17 protein-coding genes and 6 tRNA genes are annotated in these 25,606 nt (G+C 71.5%); 11 read left to right on the top strand and 12 right to left on the bottom strand.

Annotated features, from left to right (window positions below; translation table 11 throughout):
* Positions 1 to 56 precede the first annotated feature (56 nt).
* The 3 genes from ACGF5O_RS16790 to ACGF5O_RS16800 all read right to left on the bottom strand — a co-directional run bounded on the left by ACGF5O_RS16790 (position 57) and on the right by ACGF5O_RS16800 (position 2,680).
* Positions 57 to 1,154, bottom strand: a complete 1,098-nt coding sequence (locus ACGF5O_RS16790; RefSeq protein ID WP_393810645.1) for a PP2C family protein-serine/threonine phosphatase — start codon at positions 1,152 to 1,154, stop codon at positions 57 to 59.
* A 214-nt stretch (positions 1,155 to 1,368) separates the two neighbouring features.
* Positions 1,369 to 1,442, bottom strand: a tRNA-Met gene (locus ACGF5O_RS16795).
* 89 nt (positions 1,443 to 1,531) lie between these two features.
* Positions 1,532 to 2,680, bottom strand: a complete 1,149-nt coding sequence (locus ACGF5O_RS16800) for a dihydrofolate reductase family protein (protein ID WP_393810646.1) — start codon at positions 2,678 to 2,680, stop codon at positions 1,532 to 1,534.
* 129 nt (positions 2,681 to 2,809) lie between these two features.
* Between ACGF5O_RS16800 and ACGF5O_RS16805 the strand changes: the two genes are divergently transcribed.
* From ACGF5O_RS16805 to ACGF5O_RS16815, 3 genes are all read left to right on the top strand, one after another.
* Positions 2,810 to 3,334 carry a MarR family transcriptional regulator gene (locus ACGF5O_RS16805; RefSeq protein ID WP_362580955.1) on the top strand — a complete coding sequence of 175 codons (525 nt, stop codon included), beginning with the start codon at positions 2,810 to 2,812 and terminating at the stop codon, positions 3,332 to 3,334.
* 195 nt (positions 3,335 to 3,529) lie between these two features.
* The gene (ribA, locus tag ACGF5O_RS16810; RefSeq protein ID WP_393810647.1) at positions 3,530 to 4,171 is read left to right on the top strand and encodes a GTP cyclohydrolase II; all 642 of its coding nucleotides are present in this window, start codon (positions 3,530 to 3,532) and stop codon (positions 4,169 to 4,171) included.
* 41 nt (positions 4,172 to 4,212) lie between these two features.
* Positions 4,213 to 4,800: an O-methyltransferase gene (locus ACGF5O_RS16815; RefSeq protein ID WP_393810648.1), complete on the top strand. Its 588-nt coding sequence runs from the start codon at positions 4,213 to 4,215 to the stop codon at positions 4,798 to 4,800.
* Between the two features lie 96 nt (positions 4,801 to 4,896).
* Here ACGF5O_RS16815 and ACGF5O_RS16820 read toward each other — a convergent pair whose 3' ends face one another.
* The 7 genes from ACGF5O_RS16820 to ACGF5O_RS16850 all read right to left on the bottom strand — a co-directional run bounded on the left by ACGF5O_RS16820 (position 4,897) and on the right by ACGF5O_RS16850 (position 16,583).
* Positions 4,897 to 5,859: a hypothetical protein gene (locus ACGF5O_RS16820; RefSeq protein ID WP_393810649.1), complete on the bottom strand. Its 963-nt coding sequence runs from the start codon at positions 5,857 to 5,859 to the stop codon at positions 4,897 to 4,899.
* Positions 5,856 to 6,254, bottom strand: a complete 399-nt coding sequence (locus ACGF5O_RS16825) for a hypothetical protein (RefSeq protein WP_393810650.1) — start codon at positions 6,252 to 6,254, stop codon at positions 5,856 to 5,858. Before ACGF5O_RS16825 ends, ACGF5O_RS16820 begins: the two co-directional genes overlap by 4 nt.
* A 39-nt stretch (positions 6,255 to 6,293) precedes the next feature.
* On the bottom strand, positions 6,294 to 10,133 hold the full coding sequence (locus ACGF5O_RS16830; RefSeq protein ID WP_393810651.1) for a CHAT domain-containing protein: 3,840 nt from the start codon (positions 10,131 to 10,133) through the stop codon (positions 6,294 to 6,296).
* A 173-nt stretch (positions 10,134 to 10,306) separates the two neighbouring features.
* Positions 10,307 to 10,379: transfer RNA gene (locus tag ACGF5O_RS16835), tRNA-Lys, on the bottom strand.
* Positions 10,380 to 10,488: 109 nt separating this feature from the next.
* On the bottom strand, positions 10,489 to 12,027 hold the full coding sequence (locus ACGF5O_RS16840) for an amino acid permease (protein WP_393810652.1): 1,539 nt from the start codon (positions 12,025 to 12,027) through the stop codon (positions 10,489 to 10,491).
* A gap of 48 nt (positions 12,028 to 12,075) precedes the next feature.
* On the bottom strand, positions 12,076 to 14,199 hold the full coding sequence (locus ACGF5O_RS16845) for an FG-GAP repeat domain-containing protein (protein ID WP_393810653.1): 2,124 nt from the start codon (positions 14,197 to 14,199) through the stop codon (positions 12,076 to 12,078).
* A 170-nt stretch (positions 14,200 to 14,369) separates the two neighbouring features.
* Entirely contained in the window at positions 14,370 to 16,583 is a 2,214-nt protein-coding gene (locus tag ACGF5O_RS16850) for a DEAD/DEAH box helicase (RefSeq protein WP_393810654.1), read from the bottom strand.
* 462 nt (positions 16,584 to 17,045) lie between these two features.
* Here ACGF5O_RS16850 and ACGF5O_RS16855 point away from each other — a divergent pair, with 462 nt between their 5' ends.
* Positions 17,046 to 17,384: a hypothetical protein gene (locus tag ACGF5O_RS16855; protein WP_393810655.1), complete on the top strand. Its 339-nt coding sequence runs from the start codon at positions 17,046 to 17,048 to the stop codon at positions 17,382 to 17,384.
* Positions 17,385 to 17,600: 216 nt separating this feature from the next.
* Here the strand turns inward: ACGF5O_RS16855 and ACGF5O_RS16860 are convergent, their stop codons facing one another.
* Entirely contained in the window at positions 17,601 to 17,954 is a 354-nt protein-coding gene (locus tag ACGF5O_RS16860; RefSeq protein ID WP_218162377.1) for a metallopeptidase family protein, read from the bottom strand.
* Between the two features lie 105 nt (positions 17,955 to 18,059).
* On the opposite strand from ACGF5O_RS16860, the gene ACGF5O_RS16865 reads away from it, so the two are divergent.
* From ACGF5O_RS16865 to ACGF5O_RS16880, 4 genes are all read left to right on the top strand, one after another.
* The gene (locus ACGF5O_RS16865) at positions 18,060 to 19,577 is read left to right on the top strand and encodes a metallophosphoesterase (RefSeq protein ID WP_393810656.1); all 1,518 of its coding nucleotides are present in this window, start codon (positions 18,060 to 18,062) and stop codon (positions 19,575 to 19,577) included.
* Between the two features lie 198 nt (positions 19,578 to 19,775).
* Positions 19,776 to 19,848 (top strand) — tRNA-Glu (locus ACGF5O_RS16870).
* Positions 19,849 to 19,885: 37 nt separating this feature from the next.
* Positions 19,886 to 19,960, top strand: a tRNA-Asp gene (locus tag ACGF5O_RS16875).
* A 24-nt stretch (positions 19,961 to 19,984) separates the two neighbouring features.
* Positions 19,985 to 20,058, top strand: a tRNA-Phe gene (locus ACGF5O_RS16880).
* A gap of 52 nt (positions 20,059 to 20,110) precedes the next feature.
* On the opposite strand, the gene ACGF5O_RS16885 is transcribed toward ACGF5O_RS16880, so the two are convergent.
* Complete coding sequence (locus ACGF5O_RS16885; RefSeq protein WP_393810657.1) at positions 20,111 to 20,593, bottom strand: PH domain-containing protein; 483 nt, start codon at positions 20,591 to 20,593, stop codon at positions 20,111 to 20,113.
* A gap of 138 nt (positions 20,594 to 20,731) precedes the next feature.
* On the opposite strand from ACGF5O_RS16885, the gene ACGF5O_RS16890 reads away from it, so the two are divergent.
* The 3 genes from ACGF5O_RS16890 to ACGF5O_RS16900 all read left to right on the top strand — a co-directional run bounded on the left by ACGF5O_RS16890 (position 20,732) and on the right by ACGF5O_RS16900 (position 25,313).
* On the top strand, positions 20,732 to 21,037 hold the full coding sequence (locus ACGF5O_RS16890; protein WP_393810658.1) for a hypothetical protein: 306 nt from the start codon (positions 20,732 to 20,734) through the stop codon (positions 21,035 to 21,037).
* Between the two features lie 162 nt (positions 21,038 to 21,199).
* The gene (hrpA, locus tag ACGF5O_RS16895; protein WP_393810659.1) at positions 21,200 to 25,144 is read left to right on the top strand and encodes an ATP-dependent RNA helicase HrpA; all 3,945 of its coding nucleotides are present in this window, start codon (positions 21,200 to 21,202) and stop codon (positions 25,142 to 25,144) included.
* A gap of 94 nt (positions 25,145 to 25,238) precedes the next feature.
* Positions 25,239 to 25,313 (top strand) — tRNA-Asp (locus ACGF5O_RS16900).
* Positions 25,314 to 25,606 lie beyond the last annotated feature (293 nt).

Below are 25,606 nucleotides of genomic sequence, written 5' to 3' on the forward strand. Positions count from 1 at the left end.
ACTCAGTTGTTATGCGCAGGGCGGTCGCCCGGACACCCAACGTGACCGCGCGCCGCTCAGGGCCGCCGTACGGCGAGCAGCGCCATGTCGTCCGTCATGCCGCCGCCGGTGTGCCGGCGTACTTCGGCCGCGAGCCGGTCCACCAGAGGGCCGGGGGCGGTGACGGTACGGCCGGCCAGCCGCCGCTCCGGGTCGTAGAAGCGGCCGTGCGCGTCCCGCGCCTCGGAGAGGCCGTCGGTGTGCAGCAGCAGCGTGGCCCCGCTCGGGAACCCGTACTCGGCCGCCCGGTCGGGCCACGTCCCCAGCTCGCCCATCCCGAGCGGCAGCGCGGCCTCCGGCGCCCGCAGCGGGCGCACCTCGCCGTCGCCGAGCAGCAGCAGGGGCGGCGGATGACCGCGGTTGACGATCCGGAGCGTGCCGCCTCCGTGCGGGAGTTCGGCGAGTACGGCGGTGGTGAACCCCTCGTCGGCGGCGATGCCGCCGCGCCTGCCGCCCTCGCGCACCAACGCCCGCTCCAGCCGCCCGGCGACCGCCTCCAGCGTGACCTCCTGCTCGGCGGCCTCCCGGAACGCGCCGATGAGCACGGCGACGGCGGCGACCGCGCCCATCCCCTTGCCGCGCACGTCGCCGACGACCAGCCGCACGCCGTACGGGGTGTCCTGGACGGCGTACAGGTCGCCGCCGATGAGGGTGCCCTCCTGGGCCGCCTGGTAGCGGGCGGCGATCTCGAAGCCGCCGATCCGCTCGGTGGGCTCGGGCAGCACGGCCCGCTGGGCGGCCTCGGCGACCTCGCGGGCGGAGGCGAGGCGCTGGTCGCCGATCCGGACGATCCGGTTGATGCCGGCGGCGAGGACGGCGACGGTGGCCACCGTGACGATCTCGGTGACGGCGTCGGCGTCCGGGACAACCGCCGACCGCGCGTGCACGGCGTAGGTGGCGAGGAGCGCGGCCAGGCCCGTGAGGAGGGTGGTGCGCAGGGAGGCGAGCGGCGCGGCGATCAGCGGGGCGGCCGTGAAGAAGGGGGCCGCGGTGAAGACCGCGGGGGTGAGCACGTCGTAGCAGACGCCCGTGCAGATCAGCAGCGCGGGCAGGAAGCGGGCGAGGGTGCGGGCGGACACGGGGCCGCGCTGCTCCGCCTCTCCACGGCCCACCACACGACCCCCCTGATGCACCACGTGTTCGACGTGCTCGACGTGCCTGACGTATTCGATGGGTTCGATGCCTGTCCGTCCAGGTTTGCGGCTGTGAGCGGGCGAAGCGAATGGTGTGGGCCGGGCGGATGACTACGGACGGGTCCGGAGAGGAACCTGCGCCCGGACATGACTCAGGGCCGGAATCCTCGAATCGGATTCCGGCCCTGGGTTTCAGTAGCGGGGACAGGATTTGAACCTGCGACCTCTGGGTTATGAGCCCAGCGAGCTACCGAGCTGCTCCACCCCGCGTCGGTGAAACCAGCATACGCCATCGGAAGAGGTGAAGTCACACGGGTTACTTCCGGTGGACGCCTCAGGTCAGCTCAGGTCAGGTCTGCTCAGGTCAGCAGGTGCCCGTTGGGCGCCTTCGCCTCCCCCTCGTACTCTCCGAGCACCAGCACCGCCACCCCGGCCTCCCGCAGCGCCCCCGTCCCGTCGGCCGCCGTCACGAACGTGTCCGGCTCGCGCCATGCCGTCACCACCCGTCGTACCCCGGCCCGGAGGATCAGTTCGGCGCAGGGGTGCGGGCGGGAGGCGCGGTGGGTGCAGGGTTCGAGGCTGGTGTAGACCGTGGCCGCGGCCAGCCGGGGGTCGTCCGCGGGGATCTTGGCCAGGGCCGCCTCCTCCGCGTGGACCACGGGGTCGCCGGCCTCCCGGGAGTGGCCGCGGGCCAGCTCCGTGCCGTCGGCCGCGACGACCACCGCACCCACGCTGAACGCGGTCCGGGAGGGCGGGCACTCGGCCGCCAGCTCACAGGCGAGCCGCAGCCAGTGCCGGTCCGCGGCGGACGCCGACCCGCCGGTGCCGGGGATACCGGGGGTGCCGGGGGCCGTGGGCTCGTAGCGCATGAGGACGACGTCCTCGATCCGGCGGGTCTCCACGAGCCGCAGCCGCCCGGCCTGGTACCCGCCGGGACCGAACAGCCGCGGTGCCTTCGGGTCGCCGACGAAGAGGGGGGCCAGGACCAGCTGGAGCTCGTCGGCCAGGCCCTGCTGGAGGAGCTGGGTGTGGACGGTGCCGCCGCCCTCGACCATCAGCCGCCGTACGCCCCGTACGTCGTGCAGGTGCTCCAGGAGCAGCCGCCAGTCGAGGTCGGCGCCGAGGGAGACGACGTCCGCGGCGATCCCGAGGGCGCGGGCCCGCTGCGCGCCCTCGTCCGTCGTGTACACGATCTTCTCGCCGCCGGTGTGCCAGAACCTCGCGTCCGGGTCGAGGTCGCCGGTGGCGGTCACCGTGACCTTCAGGGGGTACTCGGGCCGGCCGGCGGCGGTCCGGGCCGCGCGCCGCTCAGGGGAGTTGACCAGGAGCCGGGGGTTGTCCGCGCGGATGGTGCCGGCACCGATCAGGATGGCGTCGGCGGAGGCCCGTACCCCGTCGACGCGGTCGAAGTCGGCGGGAGAGGAGAGCAGGAGCCGGTCGGGGCCGGTGTCGTCGAGGAAGCCGTCGAGGGACACGGCGGCGGACAGCAGGACGTAGGGGTACGGCATCGGACGCGCTCACTCTCGGCGGCGGGCCGGCGAGCAGGCTGACCGGGCCGGTCGGGTGGCCGGCGGGTCGGTCCGGCTGCTCTGACACGGACGCTTGGTTAAAGTTTGAAACAAACCTACACTGGTGCCATGACGACTCGCTGGCTCACTCCGAAGGAGCAGCGCGCCTGGCGCGCCTACATGGCGGCGACGCACCTCCTGGAGGACGCGATCGACCGGCAGCTCCAGCAGGACGCCGGCATGCCCCACCTGTACTACGGCATTCTGGCCAACCTCTCCGAGGCGCCGGAGCGCAAGCTGCGCATGACCGATCTCGCCGAGAAGTCGAAGATCACCCGGAGCCGGCTGACGTACGCGGTGACCCGGCTGGAGAAGGACGGGCTGATCCGGCGCGAGGACTGCCAGTGGGACAAGCGGAGCAGCTTCGCCATCCTGACGGACGAGGGCATGGCGGTGCTGGAGCGCACGGCGCCGGGCCATGTGGAGACGGTACGGGCGGCGGTCTTCGACCATCTCTCCGCCGAGCAGGTGGATCAGCTGGAGGAGATCAGTTCCGTGATCGCGCGGGCGCTGGAGGGCGACGAGTCCACCCCGCGGCCGACGCCGGACGAGCTGCCGTGGCGACGGCGGTCGTCCCCCTGTTCGGGCTCCTGACCCCGGCTCCCGCACCATCCCGGCTCCCACCCCCTGATCGTGAACCCGATTTCCCGAAACCGTTCGGAAATCTGTTGCTTCAAATTTAAAGCATGGGGTAGGGTTTCAGCCGTGGATCTGCTTCAAATCTGAAGCAGGCTCGCGCGACGTCCCGTACCGGGACTGCCGTCCTGCACCCGGACACTGGAGAACCCGATGACCGACTTCCCCGCCGCCACCCAGCGCGCCCGCGTCCGGGTCCCGCTGCGCTTCGACGACGGCTACAGCGTCGACGCCGAACTCGTCACGTTCCACGGCCTGACCGACGGCCAGGAGCACGTCGCCGTCGTCCTGGGCGAGCCCGCCCCCGGCGCCCTCCCGCTGGTGCGCCTGCACTCCGAGTGCCTGACCGGCGACGTCTTCGGCTCGGCCCGCTGCGACTGCGGCCCCCAGCTGCGCGAGGCCGTCGAGCGCATCGCCGAGCGCGGCGGCGTCCTGCTCTACCTGCGCCAGGAGGGCCGCGGCATCGGCCTCTACAACAAGCTGGACGCCTACGCCCTCCAGGACCAGGGCCTCGACACCTACGAGGCGAACGCCGCCCTGGGCCTGCCCGAGGACGGCCGCGACTACACCGCCGCCGCCCAGATGCTGGCCGCCCTCGGCATCACCGAGCTGGACCTGCTCTCCAACAACCCCGACAAGGCGGAGCAGTTGCGCGGCCTCGGCGTCACGGTCCGCGACCGCGTCCCGACCGGCGTCTTCAGCACCGCCCACAACGTCCGCTACCTGCGCGCTAAGGTCCTGCACACCCAGCACACGCTGCCGCTGGCCGAGCTGACGGAGCTCAACGCGGGCTGAGCACCGCCGCGACGACGGGTACACCGACGAAAGGGACCTGCGTGGACGCCCGACTGGCGCGTGTTCTCGACGACCTCCACCGGGAGGGGCGGGCCCACGACGACCCGCTGGCCGACCGGCTGCTGAGGCTGCGCAACATGACCCCGGACGCGGCCCGGCTGATCTCGACGCTGATCAGGGCCCGGCGCGCCACGTCCGTCCTGGAGATCGGCACCTCCAACGGCTACTCGGCGATCTGGTTCGCCGACGCCCTCCGCGACACCGGCGGCCGCCTGACGACCGTGGACATCGACGCCGACCGGGTCACCGCGGCGCTGGCCAACCTGGAGCGGGCGGGAGTCCTCGGATACGCGGACGTCCTGCACGGCGACGGCGCCGACACCCTGGCCGCCACCCCGGACGCATCCGTCGACCTGGTCGTCCTCGACGCCGAGCGACCGGCCTACGTCGACTACTGGCCGCACCTGCGACGCGTCCTCAGGCCGTACGGCATCCTCGCCGTCGACAACGCGGTGAGCCACCGCGCCCAGGTGGCCGCCTTCCGCGAGCTGCTCGCCTCGCAGCACGAGTTCGCCGTCGACCTGCACGAGGTGGGCGACGGGGTGCTGACCGGGATACGGATCCGCTGACCACCGCTGCCGGGTGGTGTCAGTGCCCCCCGACGAACGCGACCGCCTCTTCCAGTGGCACCCGAGCCGTCCGCGGCGCCCTCGCCGCGCTCGAAACTAGACGGCCCGGCCGTCGGGCGCCGGCACCGGACGGTCCTCGGCAGCGTGCTCGTAGGCAAAGGCGACGGGCATCCCCTGGCGCCAGTACCCGCACACCTCCCGGGCCTGGGCCTGCTCCTGGGACCGTCCGGCGGGCAGCGGCAGGTGCAACGCCCGGAGCAGGTCGAACCGGTGCAGGTCGAAGGCGGTCTCCACGGCCTCGCCGAACGCCACCGCGGCGCCCACCGCCTGGCGGTAGCAGATCCACGACAGTGCCAAGGGCCCGAGCGCCAGGAGCAGCCACCAGCCGGAACGGCTCAGCAGGGCCACCGTCGCGGCCCCCGCCATGAAGGCGGTCGCGGCGAGCCTGACCGTCACGTCCAGGGTGTTGCGCCGGTCGTCGACGACGGCGCGCAGCGGCGCGCCGAGCACCGGGTACAGCCGCGGCCACGCCACGACCGCGTCCCAGCCGTAGCCGGCGCCCGCCCGGTGTTCCGTCGCGGCCAGGGCATTGCCCAGCGCGGTGGGCAGCAGCCGGTCCGTCGGCGGGAAGAGCCGACGCAGCCGGGTCCCCGCCGTGCCGGCCGCCTGGATCTCGGCGTCGGTCATCGACTCGTCCAGTCGGTTCGCCTCGGCCTCCAGCCGGTCGCGCAGCCGCGTCTGCCGTCGGACACCGAGTGCGCGCACCGGCCGCAGGGCAGCCGGCCAGTACCCCTCCAGCAGCCGGACCAGGGGCAGTTGCAGCGGATGGGAGACCAGCGCGGCCAGCGTCACCGCCAGCACGAGCAGGGTGATCTCTCCCGCGTCCAGCCGGGCGGCCGCGCGCCACGCCGCGCCGAGGTCGATCTGCTCCCCCGGCGCGCCGGCCCTGACGAGGACCAGCACGAAGAGGCTCAGGGCGAGCGTCGGGAGGTAGCTGACCAGGAAGAAGCGGCCGGCGAACACGTCGGCGGCGCCCTTTCCCAGCGTCTCCGGAGTCATCGCGTCAGTTCCATGGGGCCGTGGTCCGGGCAGGACGGAGGCTGCCCGTCGGCGTGCACCCGCAGGACGGCCAGGTCGCAGTCCCGGCACGCGAACCGCAGCAGGGCGAACCGCCGTGACAGGCCCGGAAGCGCCGCGTGATCACCGCCGCCGAACTCCCGCGAGCCCATCTCGGAGAGCGCCCCGGCGAACCGTTCGCGGCGCGAGACGCCGAGCGGCTGCCCGCCCACGGTCACCTCGACGCGCTCCAGGCCCGGGTCGGCGTGGAACACCGCGGCGAGGGCAGCGGCGGCGACGGCCGCAGACGTGCCGGGCGGGAGCTCCAGCCGTAGCGGCCCCGGCGCAGCGTCCTCGGGATCGACCAGCAGCGCGAAGAACATCCCCGGATCGGACATGGCCCCTCCGCTCCTTCCCAGGGCCGGCTCGGCCCTTCCTCAAGGCCCGAAATGGACATAGCCCGCCCACACCGACGGCTCCAACGGGTGCTCGGTGCGCAGCAGTTCCGCGGCGGAGGCGATGGCGGCCGCGGGGGAGCCGCACGCCCGCAGGACATCGTAGAAGCGGTCCGCGGTGACCGCCGCCGACCGGTCGCCGACAGCCCAGAGGGTACCGACCACGTGCCCGAACCCGGCCAGTTGGAGCCCGGCCACCAGATGCTGGGCCTCGTCCGGCAGCACCATGCTGCCGGCCGCCGTCCGGCACGCCGACACATAGGCCAGCTCCGCCCCTGCCGGGCGGATCCGGGCCATCTCACGGACCGTCAGCGCACCGTCGTGGAGCAGGATCGCGCTGTCGGACGCCTCGTTCGGAACCTGCCTGCCGTGACAGGCGAAGTGCGCCCACGAGCAGTCCGCCAGCTCGCGCCGCACCCGGTCGCGGGTGGCCTCGGCATCGACCAGCGCGGTGTGCGCCAGCCCGGGAAACCGCCCGGCGATCCCCGCCGCCTCCGACACCACGTGCCGCAGCCGCGGCTGGCCCGGCGCGTCCGACACCGCCACCGTCAGCAGCTTTCCTCCGTCCCGCCCGAAGACCGCCGGGTCCGCGTCCGTCCCCTCCGGGTGGGCGCGGACCAGCGACTGGAGCGTGGGGGTGTACGAAGGAACGACGCGCCGCCAGGTGCCCTCCGCGCCGCCCACGATCCCGGCGGCGTGCAGCGGCAGCAGGGTGAGGGGTCCGGTCGGACACCACCAGATCCGCTTGTGGGGTACCCCGCTTCCGGCGTCGGCCAGGCCGAGCCGGTCGAGCACCGGCTCGGCAACGGTCTCCCACAGCCACTCCAGGGCGGCCGCCATGGTCATCTGCAGGGCCACATGGCCCTCGGGCCGCGCGGTGCCCTGGTCGTGTACCGCCTCCAGGAAGTCGGCCGCCCTGCGCGCCGCCTCCGCCAGGTCCAGGCCCGGCAACGAGACGACGAGCGGCTCCGCGGGCGGCGGGAACACGACGATCGCGTCGCTGCGCCGAGCCGTCACGTTGACCAGCACCACCGGCCCCCCGGCCCCGGCCGTCGCGAGCGTGTCGTAGGAGGGTGGCGCGAAGGGGCTGCCGCCACCCAGCTCGTCCCCGGCCCGTTCCACCAGAACGTCCCAGCGTCGGGCCAGCGTGACGAGCCGGTCCGACGGCGTCTCGGGGGACGCGGCGGCCTCCTCCAGCGCCGCGCCCACCTGACGGAGTTCGGCGCCGAGGCCGGCGGGCAGCAGGGCCAGGGCACCGGCCTCGGCGCGCGACTGGAGAAGCTGCGTCCACAGCACGGAGCGGCCCTGTTCCAGGAACTCCACCGCCAGCCGCGGCCGCCCCGCTTCCAGGGCGCAGGCCGCGGCGGCCGACGCCGTACCCGTCCCCTCGGACAGCTGGGTCTCCTGGTCCGAGCGGCCGAGGCCGCGCCAGGCGGCCACGGGCAGCAGCCCGACCGCGAGGGACCAGGCGGCCAGCGCACCGGCCGACCCGTCCAGGTCGCCCTGCGCCTCGCTGAGAGCGGCCCACCGGGAGGCCGCCTGGATCCGCTGGGCGGCGGGAACCAGCGGCGACCTGGCGCACTCGGCGTACAGCCGGGCGGCCTCCCGTGCCGCCGCCGGCTCCGGGGTCTCCTCGTCGAGGCTGCTGAGCGCTCCCGCCAGGAGGAACATGCCGTCCGCCCGGCGGCGCCGCGCGGCCGCGGCGTCGTCGACCGCCAGCCGGGCCCGCAGCAGGGCGACGGCCTCGTCCACGTCGGTCCGGTCGCGGGTGCGGTACCAGCGGGCCAGCAGCACGTTGGCGAGGTTGACGCTCCGGGAGTAGTGCTGGGGGTGTCCCGGCGGGGTCCCGGCCAGCGCGGCCCGGACCAGGGTGATGCCCTCGTCGCGGGTCTCACGCCCGGCCAGGTCGGCGATCAGCAGACACGACCCCAGGTTGCTCAGCCCGCGTACGTGTTCCGGGGTGCCCTCCACGCTCAGTGCGAGCACGCGCCGCAGGGCGTCCAGTGCCGCGTCCAGATCCGCCTCGTCGCCCCGCATCTGGTAGCGCCGGCGGTGCGCACCGGCGAGATTGCTCAGCAGGGTGAGCAGCCTCACCTGATCCGCCAAGGTCCCGAAGAGGCGGACGGCTTCCGTCCCCACGGTGACCGCCTCGTTGACATCGGTCAGGGAACCGAGCAGCTCGGCTCGGTACATGAGCTTGCCCGTCAGGTTTCCCAGCCGCTCGGCACGGATCGTCCCGGCACTGCCCACGGGGGTCAGGGCGACGGACTCGCGCATGGCGGCGATCGAGTCGTCGAGTTCCGTCTGGTCGCCGACGTACTCGAACCGGAAGACCAGGGCGCCGGACAGCTGCGAGAGAAGTCTGGCGCGGTCCGCACGTCCGTCGTCCGAGTCCGCGGGCCCGTCGGACAGCAGTTCCCGGAACAGGCCGACGGCCTCTTCGAGGTCGCTGCGCGAGCCGGTCGTCTCGTAGCCGCCGAGCAGCAGGTCGGCCAGGTACGTACGGGTCCACAGCGGCGGCTCTCCCGACGCCGTCCGGCCCGCCTCCCGGACGGCTGCCACGGCACGCCGGTGATCGGCGGCCGTACGGGTCGCCAGGTAACGGTCGACCAACCGCATCACCAGCGGGCCGGGACCGTCGTCGTCCCCGGGCGTGGCCGCTGCCCCGCCGTCGGCACCGGCGGCCGCGCCGATGAGCCGGTGGACCTGCGCCGTCCGCTGTTCGGCGTCCGGCGCGGAGGGGTCCACGCTCGCGACGAACGCCGCCTCCGCCCGGGCCCGCGCGCTCAGCGCGCTGGTGATGTGCCCTCGGATCTCGGCACCGCTGCCGGTGGCTGTCCGGAACGCGACGTCGGCCGAGTGCCAGTCGTCCTCCGACAGATCCCGCGCCGCCCGTTCGAACAGCGCCTTGGCCAGGGAGACCTGGAGGGCCGCCGTCGCCTCCGGCTTCTCGGCCGGATCGGCGGCCAGCCCCGACCGCAGCGCCTCGACCGCCCGGTCCAGGTCGGCGGGTTCCCCGAACAGGTCGTACCTGCGGTAGAGCATGTCGCCCAGCGTCACGGACAGCGAGGCGCTGGGTCGGGCCCGGGCCGCGAGCCGGGTGTACATGTCCACCGCCAGGTCACCGTGGTCCCGCAGGCCCGACCGGTGGAACCGCTTCACGTGCAGCGTGCCGAGCACTGACAGCAGGGCCTGGGTGAGGGTGGAGTCGTCGGTCGGCAGCTCCAGCTCCAGGAGGGGTTCGACGACCTCGTCCAGCTCCGCCGACGTCACCTCACCCGGCCGGCCGTGCCACGCGTGGATCACCAGAGCGATCTCCGTCAGCAGCCCCTCCCGCCCTTCGGGCAGCCGCAGCCGCTCGCACACCCCGACACCGTGTACCAGCAGGGGAACCAGTCCGGTCAGCTCCGCACGGCCCAGCCGGGGATCGCCGAGCAGCGTGCGCGAGTACCGGAGCCAGGCCAGGACGGCGGGGGAGACCCCGTCCCGCAGCATGCCGTCCGCCGAGGCGACGGTCTCCCGGCTCAGGTCCACGGCGGCGACAAGGTCCTCCGGGTGGCCGGTCTGCTCGAACACCCCGCTCATCACGGCGTCCAGAACCACCAGCAGCCTGCGCCGTCCGGCCGCGGACGGTCTCCTTTCAAGCGCACCACGCAGCGCCGCGGCGGTGGCGTGCAGCTGGCCGGGGGCGCCGGAGCGGGCCAGGAGGGCATCGGCGAACTCCCGGAGCACCGCTGGATCCGGCTCCCTGCCGTCCAAGGGCTCCAACCGGCCCGCGAGTTCGGTGATCGTTGCGTACAGACTGGCGCCGCTCCCCGTCATGCCGGGATTGTCCTACGCCACCCGACATCCCCTCAGGCTTTCGCGGACCACGCTCACTCTCGTTCACGCGACGCACACACCAGGAACAGAAAACGACACAGCGCCCGACCCGACCGAAGTCGGCTCAGGCGCTGCACAGCAGGGCAGGGGTGATGTCCCCTGCCCGTGTCCGGTAGGCCGTGTGGGACTCGAACCCACAACCAATGGATTAAAAGTCCACTGCTCTGCCAATTGAGCTAACGGCCCAGGCGAGGTTGCCTCCCCGAGCATAGCCGGACGGAGGCGTCTCGCCGATCGGGTATCGGGGTCGTGGCCGCGTCGTGTGGCAGAAGTGGGACGGGCGTGGTCCGGTGGGTCAGAGATCGACCAGTTTGGCGGGGTCCTCCGCACGTGCTCTGTCCGCGTTGAGGAACCAGTGGCGGGCCGAGGCCTGCCACCAGATCGCGGCGAAGCCGAGGACGACGAGGACGGCGACCGGGGCGTAGTTGAAGGACTTCCAGGTGACCGGGGAGACCTGCGGGAGCATGAAGAGGACGGTGATGATGACGACCCAGGTCACCGAGATCACGCCGACCACCTGCGACCAGCGGCCCAGGTGCCAGGGCCCGCGCTCGAACGCGTCGCCCTTCCGCACCCGCAGCAGCGTCGGGATCACGTACGCCACGTAGAGGCCGATCACGGCGATCGACGTCACGGCGGCGTAGGCCGTGGAGTTGATCAGGTAGGGCAGACCCAGCACGAGGGCGCCGAGAGCCGCCAGCCAGACCGCCGCCACGGGGGTGCGGGTGCGCGGGCTGACCGTGTGCCAGACACGGGAGAACGGCAGCGCCCCGTCGCGTGAAAAGGCGTAGATCATGCGGCTGTTGGCCGTGACCGAGGCCATCCCGCAGAAGAGCTGGGCGCCGATCACGACGAGCAGGAGGAGCTTGCCGGTGGTGGCGCCGAGCGCGTCGAGGAGGATCTGGGCGGGCGGCGCGCCGGTCGGGGACGCCAGCTCCTTGTCGTACGACTGGATCGCGAACGTGAAGCCGAGGAGGAGGACGAAGCCGGCTATCCAGGACGTCCAGATCGAGCGGACGATGCCCTTCGGGCCGGCCGTCGACGCGTCGTGGGTCTCCTCGGTCATGTGCGCCGAGGCGTCGTAGCCGGTGAAGGTGTACTGGGCCATCAGGAGGCCGAGGAGGACGACGTACGGGCCGCTGCTCCAGCCCGTCTTGTTCACGAACTCGGTGAAGACGAAGGACGCCGACTGGTGGTGGTCGGGGACGAAGGTCAGCGCGCCGACGATCACCAGGACGCCGAGCACGTGCCACCACACGCTGACGCTGTTGAGGATCGCGACGATGCGGACGCCGAAGGTGTTGAGGAGGCCGTGCAGCACGAGGATCCCCGCGAAGAGGAGGATCGTCCGGCCCGGGGTGACCTCGAAGTCGAACTGCAGGTTCAGGTAGGCGCCGAGGAAGTACGCGGCGCCGAAGTCGATGCCCGCCGTCACCGCCACCTGGCCGAGCACGTTGAACCAGCCCGTGAACCAGGCCCAGGCGGCCGCGCTGCGCGGCGGGGCCAGGCGGTGGGCCCAGAAGTACAGGCCCGCCGAGGTCGGGTAGGCGGAGCATATTTCGGCCATCGAGAGGCCGACGAAGAGGGTCATCAGGCCTACGGCCACCCAGCCCCAGGTGATCACGGCCGGGCCGCCGGTGACCATGCCGAAGAGGTAGAGGGTGAGACAGCCGGAGAGGACCGAGATGATCGTGAAGGAGACCGCGTAGTTCGAGAAGGCCGACATACGGCGGGCCAGGACCTGGGTGTAGCCGAGCTGGGCCAGCCGTTCCTCGTCGGAGAGTGCGTCGGGGAGTGCGTCGGGGAGCGGCGTGCCTGTCGCGTCATCTGTCATGCCCCCAGCGATTCCCTCGCCGGGGGCGTGACATGCATCACAACTTGGCTAGAAAAGCGCCTTGTAGCCCTGCCAGCCCGTCGCGATCTTCACGCGCGCCGCGAAGGATCCCTTGCCCGTGCCCGTCTGCCGGTACAGGTTGCCCGCGGTGTCCCGCATCACCAGGTCGTTCCTGCCGTCCCCGGTGATGTCGCCGACGCCCACGACCGCGTTGTACGAGGCGTTCCAGTGCGCGGCGACCTTCACCCGCTCCTTCACCTGGCCCGTCCCGGTGCCGTCGTAGCGCCACAGCGTCCCGGCCTTGTCCACCGCCAGCACGTCCCCGAAACCGTCGCCGTTCAGGTCACCGGCGCCGACGATCTTCGTGTACGCCGACCAGGTACGGATCTTGACCCCGGCCTTCAGCTTGCCGTTGCCGCCGTCGGCGAACAGGTAGACGTCCCCGGTGGACGCCTTGCGGGCCAGCAGGTCGGTCCGGCCGTCGCCGGTGAGGTCGCCGGGGGCGGTGAGCACGTTGTACGCGTTCCAGCCGGTGCCGAGGGAGACGTGCTTGTCGGACGGCTTGTAGGAGCCCCCGCACTTGCCGTCGTACCGGCGCAGCTCCCCGTTCGGCATCCGCACCAGCATCTCGGCGCACCGGTCGTCGGTCATGTCCCCGAACGGCACGGCGACCGTGCCCGCCGGCCAGCCGAAGGCGGCCCACTTCCCGCTGAACCTGCCGTTGCCGGTGGTGGAGTGCAGCGTGAGGCCGCCGGAGGAGCTGAGGGTGGCCAGGTCGCCGTAGCTGTACCCGCTCTGGTCGTGGAAGCCCTGCGTGCCGCCGGTGTAGCCGAACTTCCCGCTCGTCGTGTACGTGCCCGAGCCCTCGACGGCGGTGGCGGTCAGCGTCCAGGTCTTCGGCCCGTTGACCGGGTAGCCGCCCTTGTCGTTCGTCCCGTCCCAGTCGAGGTCGATCGAGGCTCCGCTGCCCTTGATGGTGCGGTCGGCGTGTCCGTGGCTGTCCCTCACGGTGAAGGTCCAGTTCGCGGGCTTGCTGAGCTGCCAGAGGCTGTCCCAGGTGGTGCTGCCCGAGACGCCTTCCCTGGCGTCCTCGTCCGAGTCGTCCACGTCCGACTCGATCCCGGTCAGGGACTGGGTCGGCACCCCGCTCGGCACGATCCGGATCACGTGGTCCGGACCGACGTACGCGATGTCGCCGCCGAACTTGTCCACGGACCAGGTCAGCCGCCGCTGGTCGGTGGTCTGTCCGGCGGGCAGGTCGGCGATCGCGCGCGCCGCGGCCGCCGTCCCGGTGTGGAAGTCCGTCAGCATCAGCTTGCCGGCGGTCCGGTCGTGCTGGACGAGGTAGCCGTCGCCGACGAGCGCCGGGCCGGAGGGCACCTTGATGTTCTTCTTCGCCGTACGGTCGTACACGCCCGCGGCCCCCGCCGGACCGCAGTTCCAGTAGATCCAGCGGCCGACGACCTGGAGCTCCTTGACCGTGCAGGGAGCGCCGGTGGAGACGGTCGCGACCGTCTTCTTCGCCTCCAGGTCGTATCCGGTGACGACGCCGTTGCCGGTGCCCGGCGCCCACAGCGTCGAACCCCACACGGAGGCGGCGGTGACGGACCGGGTCAGCCGGACGTCCTCGTAGCGGTACGGGTTCACCGCGTCGACGTACTGCTTGCCGGTGGAGGACGCCTGGTAGACGTAGTAGCGGCCGGTGGCGTCGACGAAACGGCCGCCGGTGACCGTCGGCTCGGGACCGCCGTCCATCGTGTTGTCGGTCAGGTGGATCTCGGCCGTCTGCTTGCCGGTGCCGTCGTCCATGAAGTCGCCGACCCAGGTGTTGCCGAAGGTACGCATCGGCACACAGCCCTGCGGACCCGCGTCGCACGACACCCGCTGGACATGGCCGCCGAAGGCGTACGTGTCGGCGAATCCGCGGTACGTCTTCTCCAGCACCGTGGAACCGTCCGCCGAGATGTTCCGGCCGACCACCCACTGGTAGCCGCTCGGCGTGTGCTCCACGGTCGTCAGGAAACCGCCCGCGTAGTCGATGCCGTAGACGCCGATCGTCTCGATCGGCGTCGGGGTGGTGTCCGCGGCGGCCGTGCCCGCGGTGGTCAGCGAACCGGCGCCGAGGGCGGCCAGGCTGACAAGAGTGAGTGCGATCCGGACATGCCGGCTCAAGGAACCCCCCAGGAAGTTTAAAAAGTCAAAGGATGTTAACAACCGGCCCACAGGCATCAACAGTGAATTGACCGTGAACAGAAGGCCGTTGGCGGGGGGACCACGGCCGGGAACGCGGAAGGGCCCGTACGACAGGTCGTCGTACGGGCCCTTCCTCAGCTCACTCGGTGTCAGCCGTTGCGCTTCCAGCGCGGCTTGTCGTCACGGCGGCCGAAGGAGCCGGTGGAGCCGGAGGACGAACCACGGTGGTCGTCACGACGGCCGAACGGGCGGTCGTGGCCGCTGTGGCCGCCGCTGCGGAAGCCCGGGCGGTCGTCGCGGCGGTCGCGGTTGAACGGACGGTCGCTGCCACGGTGGCCGGAGGGACGGTCGTCCCGGCGGAAGCCGCCGCGGTCGTCGCGACGCTCGAAGGAGCGGCCGCCACGGTCGTCACGGTCACGGTCGAAGGAACGGCCACCGCGGTCGTCACGGCGGAACCCGCCGCGGTCACCCTGGTTGCCGCGGTCGCCCCGGTCGTCACGACGCTCGTCGCGGCGGAAGCCACCACGGTCGTCCCGGCGGTCACGGTTGAACGGACGGTCGGTGCGGTCCCGGTCGCGGTCGAAGGAACGGCCACCACGGTCGCCGCCACGGTCGTCGCGGTCGAAGGGACGGCGGTCGTCACGGCGCTCGAAACCGCGCTCGCGGTTTTCCCGGCGCTCGAAGGGACGGCCACCGCGGTCGTCACGACGGTCGTCACGGCGCTCGAAGCCACGGTCCCGGTCACGGTTGAACGGGCGGTCGCCGCGGTCCCGGTCACGGTCGAAGGAACGCTTCTCGAAGCCACGCTCCCGGTTGTCCCGGCGCTCGGTCTCCCGCGCCGCCGGAACCGTCGGCTCGGCCGCCACGGCGGCCTCCTCGACCACCACGGCCTCGGCCTCGGCCTGCGCCTCGGCCACCGCGGTCTCCGGGTCCTCGCCGCGCTCGCGGGCGGCCCGGGCGACCAGCCGGTCGGCCTCGTCGCGCAGTTCGGCGGCCCGGCGCTGCGCCCGCTCCAGCTCCTTGGTGAGCTGGGCGACCTCGCGCTCGGCCTGCTGCGCCGCGTTGGCCGCGGACTCGGACTGGACCTCGGTCATCGAACGGGCGCCGGTGATCTCGGCGACCTCGGGCTCGAAGGCCGTACCGGAGTTGATGATGTGACGCCCGGCGTCGACGCCCGCGTCCTCCATCAGCCGGAAGATCTGGCGGCGCTGGTGCGGCAGGGAGAGGGAGACGACCGTGCCGGTGCGGCCCGCGCGGGCGGTACGGCCGGCCCGGTGCAGGTAGTCCTTGTGGTCGCCGGCCGGGTCGACGTTCAGCACCAGGTCGATGCCGTCGACGTGGATGCCGCGGGCGGCGACGTCGGTGGCGACGAGGACGTTGACGTAACCGTCCTTGAAGTCGGCGAGGGTCCGGGTCCGGGCCCCCTGCGTCATACCGCCGTGCAGCGCGTCGGCCTTCACACCCGAGTCGCGCAGCTGCTCGGCGACGCGGTCGGCGCCCAGCTGGGTGCGGACGAAGATGATCGTGCGGCCCTTGCGGGAGGCGATGGCCGCGGTGACCGGCGCCTTGTCCTTGGGCTTCACGATGAGGATGTGGTGCGACATGGTCGTGACCGCGCCCTGGGCGGCGTCGACCTCGTGCGAGACCGGGTCGACCAGGTAGCGCTTGACCAGCGTGGAGATCTCGTTCTCCATGGTCGCGGAGAAGAGCATGCGCTGGCCGCCGGCCGGGATTTGGTCGAGCAGCTCGGTGACCTCGGGCAGGAAGCCCAGGTCGGACATCTGGTCGGCCTCGTCGAGGACCGCGATCTGCACGTCCTCCAGGGAGCAGGCGCCGCGGTTGATGATGTCGCGCAGACGGCCCGGGGTGGCGACGAGGATGTCGACGCCGCGCTCCAGGGCGTAGATCTGGTTGCCCATGGATGTACCGCCGCAGACGACCTTCATCTTCAGGCCGACGACGTCGCCGTAGGGCTGGAGGGCGTCCGCGACCTGCATCGCCAGCTCACGGGTGGGGGTGAGGATGACGGCGCGCGGGCGCTTCTTCTCGGTACGGCCGCCGGCCAGGGTGGCCAGGGTGGGCAGACCGAAGGAGAGGGTCTTGCCGGAGCCGGTGCGGCCACGGCCGAGGATGTCCTTGCCGGCCAAAGCGTCCGGGATGGTCGCGGCCTGGATCGGGAAGGGGGTCGTCACGCCGTTCTGCGCGAGCTTGCGCACGACGCCCTCGGGGAGGCCGAGGTCGGCGAAGGTGGTCTGGGGGGTGGTGTCGGTGGTGTCAGCGGTCTCCTCGGAGACCTGGGTCACCAGCTCGTCGTCCTGGGTGTTCTCGGGCACGACGATCTGATCATTACTGGACACGGACATGCGAATGCGAAACCTTCCGGAGTCTCTTCGGCACGCGCCCGTCAACTCCGTGATTCGCTCACGACCGCCTCAATGCGGTCCGCCACGGCAAGGGAGAGTACGCGCCACACGGCGCGCTCTGCGGTGGCGCCGGGCAAATGGGATCAAACGATCTACCACCATACGCACCCAACACCCACGAAGGCAAACCGAGCCACATCCTCGCAGCTCACAGCAGCCCCACCACAACCCTGTCGACGCTCACGCCAGTCCACCGACACACGGATCACCTACACCGGATCACGTACACCGGATCAGACAGACCGGACGCGTAGCCCTACAGGTCCCCCAACACCCGACCCCACCGTCTTCTTCCCCGACCCGAGATCACCAGAGCTTCCACCGCCGCAACGGCACCCAGCCCCCGCTTACGCCGGTGTCCCCGCCGCCGGCGCCGGCTCCCGCTGGACCAGCTGCGTCCCCGTGTCCTCGTGCGCCGACGAGGACGGCTCGGCCGACGGCGGATCGCTCGCCGGGGGCGGCGGGGTGGGGGAGTCCGGCGGCGGGGTGGGCGAGGCGGCCGGCGGCGCGGGCGTCGTCGGGGCCCCGGTGGGCCCGGCCGGCACCCCCGGCGGCGCGCTCCCGCCCGGCTTCACCGGCACCGCCGGCACCGCGCTCGACCCCTTCGTCGGCTTCGCGGACGCCGACGCCGACTCCCCCGGCTTCGCCTTCTCCCCGTGCCCGCGCTTCCCGTCGGCCACGGCACCGCCGTACCCCGCGTCGCCCTCGCCGGACACCCCGGTCCCGCCGTCCGCCACCTGACCGTCCCGGTGCCCCGCGGAGTGCGACGGCTTCGCCCTGCCCGCGTCGTCCCCCACGTTCACGCAGCCGGCGGCGGCCGCGACCGCCATCACCGTGACGGCCAGACGGACGGGTACGTACAAGGGGCGCACGGCGGCCACCTCCGGGGCGGAGAAAGAAGTCAACCTGCCCAACTCCCGCCGCCCACAAGAGGACACGCAACGCGCGGGGCACCCGTCAGCCGTACCCCAGCGCGTGCAGGCGGGCGTCGTCGATGCCGAAGTGGTGGGCGATCTCGTGCACCACCGTCACCTCGGTCTCCGCGACGACCTCCTCGCGCGACGCGCACATCCGCAGCGTCGGCCCGCGGTAGACGGTGATCCGGTCCGGCAGCACACCCGCGTACCACTCCCCGCGGTCGGTGAGCGGAGTCCCCTCGTAGAGCCCGAGCAGCTCGGGGTCCGACGGATCGTCCGGCTCGTCCTCGACGAACACCGCCACGTTGTCCATCAGCCGGGTCAGCTCCGGCGGGATCCGGTCGAGCGCCTCGGCGACCAGTTCCTCGAACTCCTCGCGCGTCATCTCCAGCACAGGCCCATTGTCCGGTACGGAACGCCCGTACGAGAGCCGCGAACCCCCGGACATGCAAGCCACGGGCCCCGCATATCAGCCCCCAAGCCTGGGCATACGGCACCAATGGCCCGCGTCCGCACCCGAACCCGAGCCCGGTCCCCAGCCCGAGCCGAGGCCGGGCCCCGAACCGGAACCCGCGCCCCCCTGCCCGTCCTGGAACTGGCCCCCGAGGCGCACCGGCCGCCCGCCTGGAGCCGCGTCCTCGGCCTGGCCGCCGTCGTCCTCGTCGGCGCCTGGCTCGGCCTGCTGATCGTCGGGAACGTCCGTGCCCAGGTCGGTCCGATGGACACGACGATGACCCTGCGCCCGTCCTTCACCGGCGGCACGAAGATCAACGTCTCCCCGCTGGGCGCCCTCTACCTGGACACCCACGCCGGCCCCGTCCGCCTCGACGTCAACGTCGACCAGCTCGACCCGGTCCGCGCCCAGGCGCTGGTGGACCACCCCGAGCGCCTCTCCGGACTCCAGGACGAGGTCGCCCACGACGTCGAGCACGGCACCCTCGACCTGGCCGTACGCTCCTGCGTGGCCGTCGTCGCCGGCGCCACCGCCCTCGGCCTCGCCGTCTACCGCCGCCCGCGCCGCGCCCTGACCGCCGGCGGCCTCGCCCTCGCCCTGCTCGCCTCGTCCGGCGCGACCGCGTTCGCCACCTGGAACCCCGAGTCGGTCCTGGAACCGAGGTTCTCCGGCCTGCTCTCCTCCGCCCCGGCCCTGGTCGGCAACGCGCGCAGCATCGTCACCGAATTCGACGTCTACCAGAAGGAACTTGCCCGCCTGGTCACCAACGTGACGAAGCTGTACGACGTCACGTCCACGCTCCCCGCCTACTCCCCGGACCCGGCCACCCTCCGCGTCCTGCACGTCTCCGACATCCACCTGAACCCGGCGAGCTGGAAGATCATCGCCTCGCTGGTGGAGCAGTACAAGGTGAACGTGATCGTCGACTCCGGCGACACCATGGACCACGGCACCGCGGCCGAGAACGGCTTCCTGGACCCCGTCGCCGACCTGGGCGTGCCGTACGTCTGGGTCCGGGGCAACCACGACTCGCGCACCACCCAGCGCTACCTCTCCCGGATGAAGAACGTGCACGTCCTGGACGACGGCCGCGCCGAGACGATCGCCGGGCTGCGCTTCGCCGGGATCGGCGACCCCCAGTTCACCCCCGACCGCTCGTCCGTCCCCGGCGGCGACGCGGCCGAGGAGCTGGCCGGGGACCGCCTCGCCACGGCCCTGCGGGAGCAGCGGGCGGCGGACACCCCGGTGGACGTCGCGATCGTCCACGAGCCGTCGGCGGCCCGGATGACGGACGGCGAGGTGCCCCTGGTCCTGGCGGGCCACCTCCACCACGAGCAGACCGAGCTCCTCCCGCACGGCACCCGGCTCCGCGTGGAGGGCTCCACGGGCGGCAGCGGGCTGCGGGCCGTGGAGGGCAGGTACCCGGACCCGATCGAGGCCTCGATCCTCTACTTCGACCGGGACAGCCGCCGGCTCCAGGCCTGGGACGAGATCAAACTGGGCGGCCTGGGCGAGACGACGGCCGAGGTCAGCCGTCACCTCCCGGAAGGCAACCAGCCCTGAGCCTGCGCAGCTATCGGTTTGGCCCAGGTCCCGCCCTCGTAGTACAGTCACGTCGTGCCCAAGGGCGCCGGTCAGGGCTTGACCGTCCGGAACCTCGACAAGAGGCGAAAGAGAAGCGGAACCTTACAGGGGAAGCGGAGTCACATGCTTCTCACGTCCCTGGACGCACAGACGAAGCAGAGCAGCACCTGGTAGTACGCCCTCATCGTCTAGCGGCCCAGGACGCCGCCCTTTCAAGGCGGTAGCACGGGTTCGAATCCCGTTGGGGGCACGCAAGATCGTGTGCAACACTGTTGCACGCACAGCTTGGTCCTGTGGAGCAGCTTGGAGTGCTCGCCACCCTGTCAAGGTGGAGGCCGCGGGTTCAAATCCCGTCAGGACCGCTGGGGTTTCACGTGAAACCTCGTGGCTGGGTAGCTCAGTTGGTACGAGCGATCGCCTGAAAAGCGATAGGTCGCCGGTTCGACCCCGGCCCCAGCCACAACAGACAGCCCCTCCGGGATTCCGGAGGGGCTGTTTTCATGCGTCGCCGCTCATGCCCCGCCCGCCCCGGTGTGCTTCTTCCACTCCCGGCGGATCAGCAGGAGCTTGTCGTAGAAGTCGGGGTCTTCGAGGATGACTCCGGACGTATAGGGGATGGGCAGCAGGAAGGACTTTCCGTCGGACCTGGTGACGCCGATCTGCGTGATCGTGCCCCGGCGGCCCCGGCCCGCGAGCTCGTGGACGCTCTCGATCTCCGACCAGGCCACCCGCCGCCGCCCGGTCATCCCCCGGGTACGCAGACCCTGGGCGTCGATGCGGGTGACCCCCGTCGACATGCCGGCCAGCACAACGAACAGCACGGTCGGTATGAGTCCCAGCACCAGCCACAGGGGCACGGCCGCGCCGATCCGGTGCGCGGCGAGGTCCCGGCCGGCGTCCACCGTCACGGCCCCCGCCCACACCGCCATCAGCAGCGCCCATGCCCACATCACCACGCGTTGTCTGCCCGTGTACCGAAAGACCGTCTCACTCATGCGTGCAGCCTGACAGCACTCCACCGGCCGACTCCGTTGTGCGTGCGACCTCTTACCCGCCACGTCCTGAATCTCCTTGGCGTCGTGACCCGCCGCCGCTAGGTTCTGGCGGGTCAACACGTCGCCAGGGTGGGGAAGATGAGCCGGGACCAGGACATACAGCTGGAGAAGGACCGTGCGCGCTACGGCCTCCTCGCCGTCGTCGTCAGCAACCTCGCAATCGCCGGAGTCGCGGTCTTCGGCGTCTGGCGGCTCAACGGCAACGAGTCCGTGATCATCGGCGTCCTCACCGCCGCCTTCACGGCGGTGAGCAGCATGACCACGGCGTACCTGGGCATCAAGGCCGTCTCGAACACGGCCAAGTCCATGGCAGCGGCCTCCGCCGCAACCGCCGCCGCGCCCCCCGCCGACACCCCCACCGCCCCCACCCAGCGAACCCCGTAGGGACACGGCTGCGCAGGCTCCGTAAGGGGCGCGGGGAACTGCGCGAGCACCCCCCGCCCACCCGCACCCGAAACACCGCACCCGCCCCGGCACCCTCGGCCAAACCGCCGGAGGCAAAAGCGTTCGCCAGGAATTTCTCCGAGGTGAGATCCTGGACCGCGTATGTCTACGCATCCCGCCCCCGCCCTGGGCCCCCTCGCCCCTCGCCTGACCGAGCTCTCACTGCGCGACGCGCACCGGCTCGGGCGCAGGCTGGAAGGCGCGCGCAAGATCCGTAAACCGGAGGCCCGGGCCGCCGTCCTCGCCGAGATCGAGGCGGAGGTCGCCAGGGCCGAGGAGCGGATGGCCGGCCGGCGCGCCGTCGTACCCGCCGTCTCGTACCCCGAGCAGCTGCCCGTCAGCCAGAAGAAGGACGAGATCGCGGAGGCGATACGCGACCACCAGGTCGTGATCGTCGCCGGTGAGACCGGCTCCGGGAAGACCACCCAGATCCCCAAGATCTGTCTGGAGCTCGGACGCGGCGTACGCGGCATGATCGGGCACACCCAGCCCCGCCGGATCGCCGCCCGTACCGTCGCCGAGCGGGTCGCCGAGGAGCTGCGGACGCCCCTCGGGGAGGCCGTCGGCTGGAAGGTCCGCTTCACCGACCAGGTGAACCCCGACGCCACCTTCGTCAAGCTGATGACGGACGGCATCCTGCTCGCCGAGATCCAGACCGACCGCGAGCTGCGCGCCTACGACACGATCATCATCGACGAGGCCCACGAGCGGTCCCTCAACATCGACTTCCTGCTGGGCTACCTGGCCCAGCTGCTGCCGCGCCGGCCCGACCTCAAGGTCGTCATCACCTCCGCCACCATCGACCCCGAGCGGTTCTCCCGGCACTTCGGGGACGCCCCGATCGTCGAGGTCAGCGGCCGGACGTACCCCGTGGAGGTCCGCTACCGGCCCCTCCTCGAAGAGGACTCCGAGGACACCGACCGCGACCAGATCACCGCCATCTGCGACGCCGTCGAGGAGCTCCAGGCCGAGGGCAAGGGCGACATCCTCGTCTTTCTCTCGGGAGAGCGCGAGATCCGGGACACCGCCGACGCGCTGCAGAAGAAGAACTACCGGTTCACCGAGGTACTGCCGCTGTACGCCCGGCTCTCGCACGCCGAGCAGCACCGGGTCTTCCAGCCGCACACCGGACGCAGGATCGTTCTGGCGACCAACGTCGCCGAGACCTCCCTCACCGTGCCCGGCATCAAGTACGTCATCGACCCCGGCTTCGCCCGGATCAGCCGCTACAGCCACCGCACCAAGGTGCAGCGGCTGCCCATCGAGGCGATCTCGCAGGCCAGCGCGAACCAGCGCAAGGGCCGCTGCGGCCGTACGTCGGACGGCGTCTGCATCCGGCTCTACGACGAGGAGGACTTCCTCGCCCGCCCGGAGTTCACCGACGCCGAGATCCTGCGGACCAACCTCGCCTCCGTCATCCTGCAGATGACCGCGGCCGGCCTCGGCGACATCGAGAAGTTCCCCTTCATCGACCCGCCGGACCACCGCAACATCCGGGACGGTGTGCAGCTGCTCCAGGAGCTGGGCGCCCTGAACCCGGACGAGAAGGACACCCGCAAGCGGCTCACCGACAGCGGCCGCAAGCTCGCCCAGCTGCCCGTCGACCCGCGCCTGGCCCGCATGGTCCTGGAGGCCGACAAGAACGGCTGTGTCCGCGAGGTCATGGTCATCGCCGCCGCGCTCTCCATCCAGGACCCGCGTGAACGCCCGGCCGACAAGCAGACCCAGGCCGACCAGCAGCACGCCCGCTTCCGTGACGAGACCAGCGACTTCCTCGCCTTCCTCAACCTGTGGAGGTACGTCAGGGAGCAGCAGAAGGAGCGCGGCTCCAGCTCCTTCCGGCGGATGTGCAAGCAGGAGTACCTGAACTTCCTGCGCATCCGGGAGTGGCAGGACATCTACACGCAGCTGCGCACGGTCGCCAAGCAGATGGGCATCCACCTCAACGAGGAGGACGCCCCCGGCGACCGCGTCCACGTCTCCCTGCTCGCCGGGCTCCTCTCCCACATCGGGATGAAGGACGTGAAGGACGGCGCGAAGAACGAGTACCTGGGGGCCCGCAGCGCCAAGTTCGCGATCTTCCCCGGCTCGGCGCTGTTCAAGAAGACGCCGCGGTTCGTGATGTCGGCCGAGCTGGTGGAGACCAGCAGACTCTGGGCCCGGGTCAACGCCAGGATCGAGCCGGAGTGGGTGGAACCCCTCGCCGAGCACCTCCTGAAGCGGACGTACAGCGAACCGCACTGGGAGAAGGACCAGGCGGCCGTGATGGCGTTCGAGAAGGTCACGCTGTACGGCGTACCGATCGTCGCCGACCGGAAGGTCAACTACGGCCGGATCGACCCCGAGGCCAGCCGCGAGCTTTTCATTCGCAACGCCCTGGTCGAGGGCGACTGGCGGACCCACCACAAGTTCTTCGCCGACAACCGCAGGCTGCTGAGCGAGGTCGAGGAGCTGGAGCACCGGGCGCGGCGCCGGGACATCGTCGTCGACGACGACACGCTCTTCGACTTCTACGACCAGCGGGTGCCCGAGCACGTCGTCTCCGGCGCGCACTTCGACTCCTGGTGGAAGCACAAGCGGCACGAGCAGCCGGAGTTCCTGGACTTCGAGCGCGAGATGTTGATCCGGGAGTCGGCGGAGGCGGTCACCAAGGCCGACTACCCGGACTCCTGGCGGCAGGGGCAGCTGAAGTTCCGGGTGACGTACCAGTTCGAGCCGGGCGCGGACGCGGACGGCGTGACCGTGCACATCCCGCTCCAGGTCCTCAACCAGGTGACGGACGAAGCCTTCGACTGGCAGATCCCGGGCCTCAGGGAAGAGGTGGTCACGGAGCTGATCCGCACCCTCCCGAAGCCGATCCGCCGCAACTACGTGCCGGCCCCGAACTTCGCGCAGCGTTTCCTGGACAGGGCGGTGCCGTTGCAGGAGCCCCTGACCACCACCATGGCCCGCGAACTCAAACGCATGGTCGGCGTGCCCTTCGAGGCCGAGGACTTCGACTGGGCGAAGGTCCCGGACCATCTGAAGATCACCTTCCGGATCGTCGACGAACGGCGCCGGAAGCTGGCCGAGGACAAGGACCTGGAGGCGCTGAAGCTCCGGCTGAAGCCGAAGGCACGCCAGGCCCTCTCCCAGGCCGCCGCGGCCACCGCCTCCCGCGAGGGCGGCGAGTCCCTGGAGCGCAAGGGCCTCACGGACTGGACGATCGGCACCCTCACCCGCGTCTTCGAGACCCGCCGGGCCGGCCAGCCGGTGAAGGCCTACCCGGCCCTCGTCGACGACGGCGACACGGTCTCGGTCCGCCTCTTCGACACCGAGGAGGAGCAGACCGAGGCGATGTGGAAGGGCACCCGCCGGCTCATCCTCCGCAACATCCCGGTGAACCCTGCGAAGTTCGCGTCGGAGAAGCTGACGAACGCCCAGAAGCTCGCGCTGTCGGCGAACCCGCACGGCACGATCCAGGCCCTGTTCGACGACTGCGCGATGGCGGCGGCGGACAAGCTGATCGCCGACTTCGGGGGTCCGGTCTGGGACGAGGAGTCGTACCGGAAGCTCTACGACAAGGTGCGCGCCGAGATCGTCGACACGACGGTCCGTACGGTCGGGCAGGTGCAGCAGGTCCTGGCCGCCTGGCAGGCCTGTGAGCGCCGTCTGAAGGGTGTACGGAGCCCCGCGCTCCTTGCGAACCTGACCGACGTCCGCAAGCAGCTGGACGCCCTCGTGAAGCCCGGCTTCGTCACCTGGGCCGGTATACGACGGCTGCCCGATCTGATGCGCTACCTGGTGGCGGCCGACCGCCGGCTCCAGCAGATGCCGACCAACGTCCAGCGGGACACCACCCGCATGGAGAAGGTCCACGAGATGCAGGACGAGTACGCCTGGCTCCTGGAGCAGCTGCCGAAGGGCCGGCCGGTGCCGCAGCAGGTCCTGGACATCCGCTGGATGCTGGAGGAGCTGCGGGTCAGCTACTTCGCGCACGCGCTGGGCACGGCGTACCCGGTCTCCGACAAGCGGATCGTGAAGGCGATCGACACCGCGGCTCCGTAACCGACCGGGCACGCTGGGTGAGTTCGACCAGGACCCGCCCCCTCCTGTACAGTCCTTCTCGCAGCACAACGCAAGACAAAGTGCCGCGAAACAAGGTCCTGTGGAGCAGCTTGGAGTGCTCGCCACCCTGTCAAGGTGGAGGCCGCGGGTTCAAATCCCGTCAGGACCGCATAGTGGCTGAGGCCCGCACCCCGTGAAGAGGTGCGGGCCTCACTCGTATCGCCGGCAACAACACCGCCCACCCCCTGTCGAGGTGGAGGCCGCGCCCGCGGCGCAGCCGCAATCGGATTCAGCAAATCCCGTCAGGACCGCACAGCGCTGAGGCCCGCTCCCCTTCGAAGGGAAGCGGGCCTTTCGCATGCCCGTGGCCAGCCGGGTTCCGAAAGAAAGCGGGCGGGAAGAGCGCCGGATCGCTCATGGGCGGTCGATCCGGGGCGTGGCGCGTCGCGGTCGGCGCCCTTG

The sequence above is a fragment of the Streptomyces sp. NPDC048291 genome (assembly GCF_043201715.1).
In the GTDB taxonomy this organism is placed as follows: domain Bacteria; phylum Actinomycetota; class Actinomycetes; order Streptomycetales; family Streptomycetaceae; genus Streptomyces.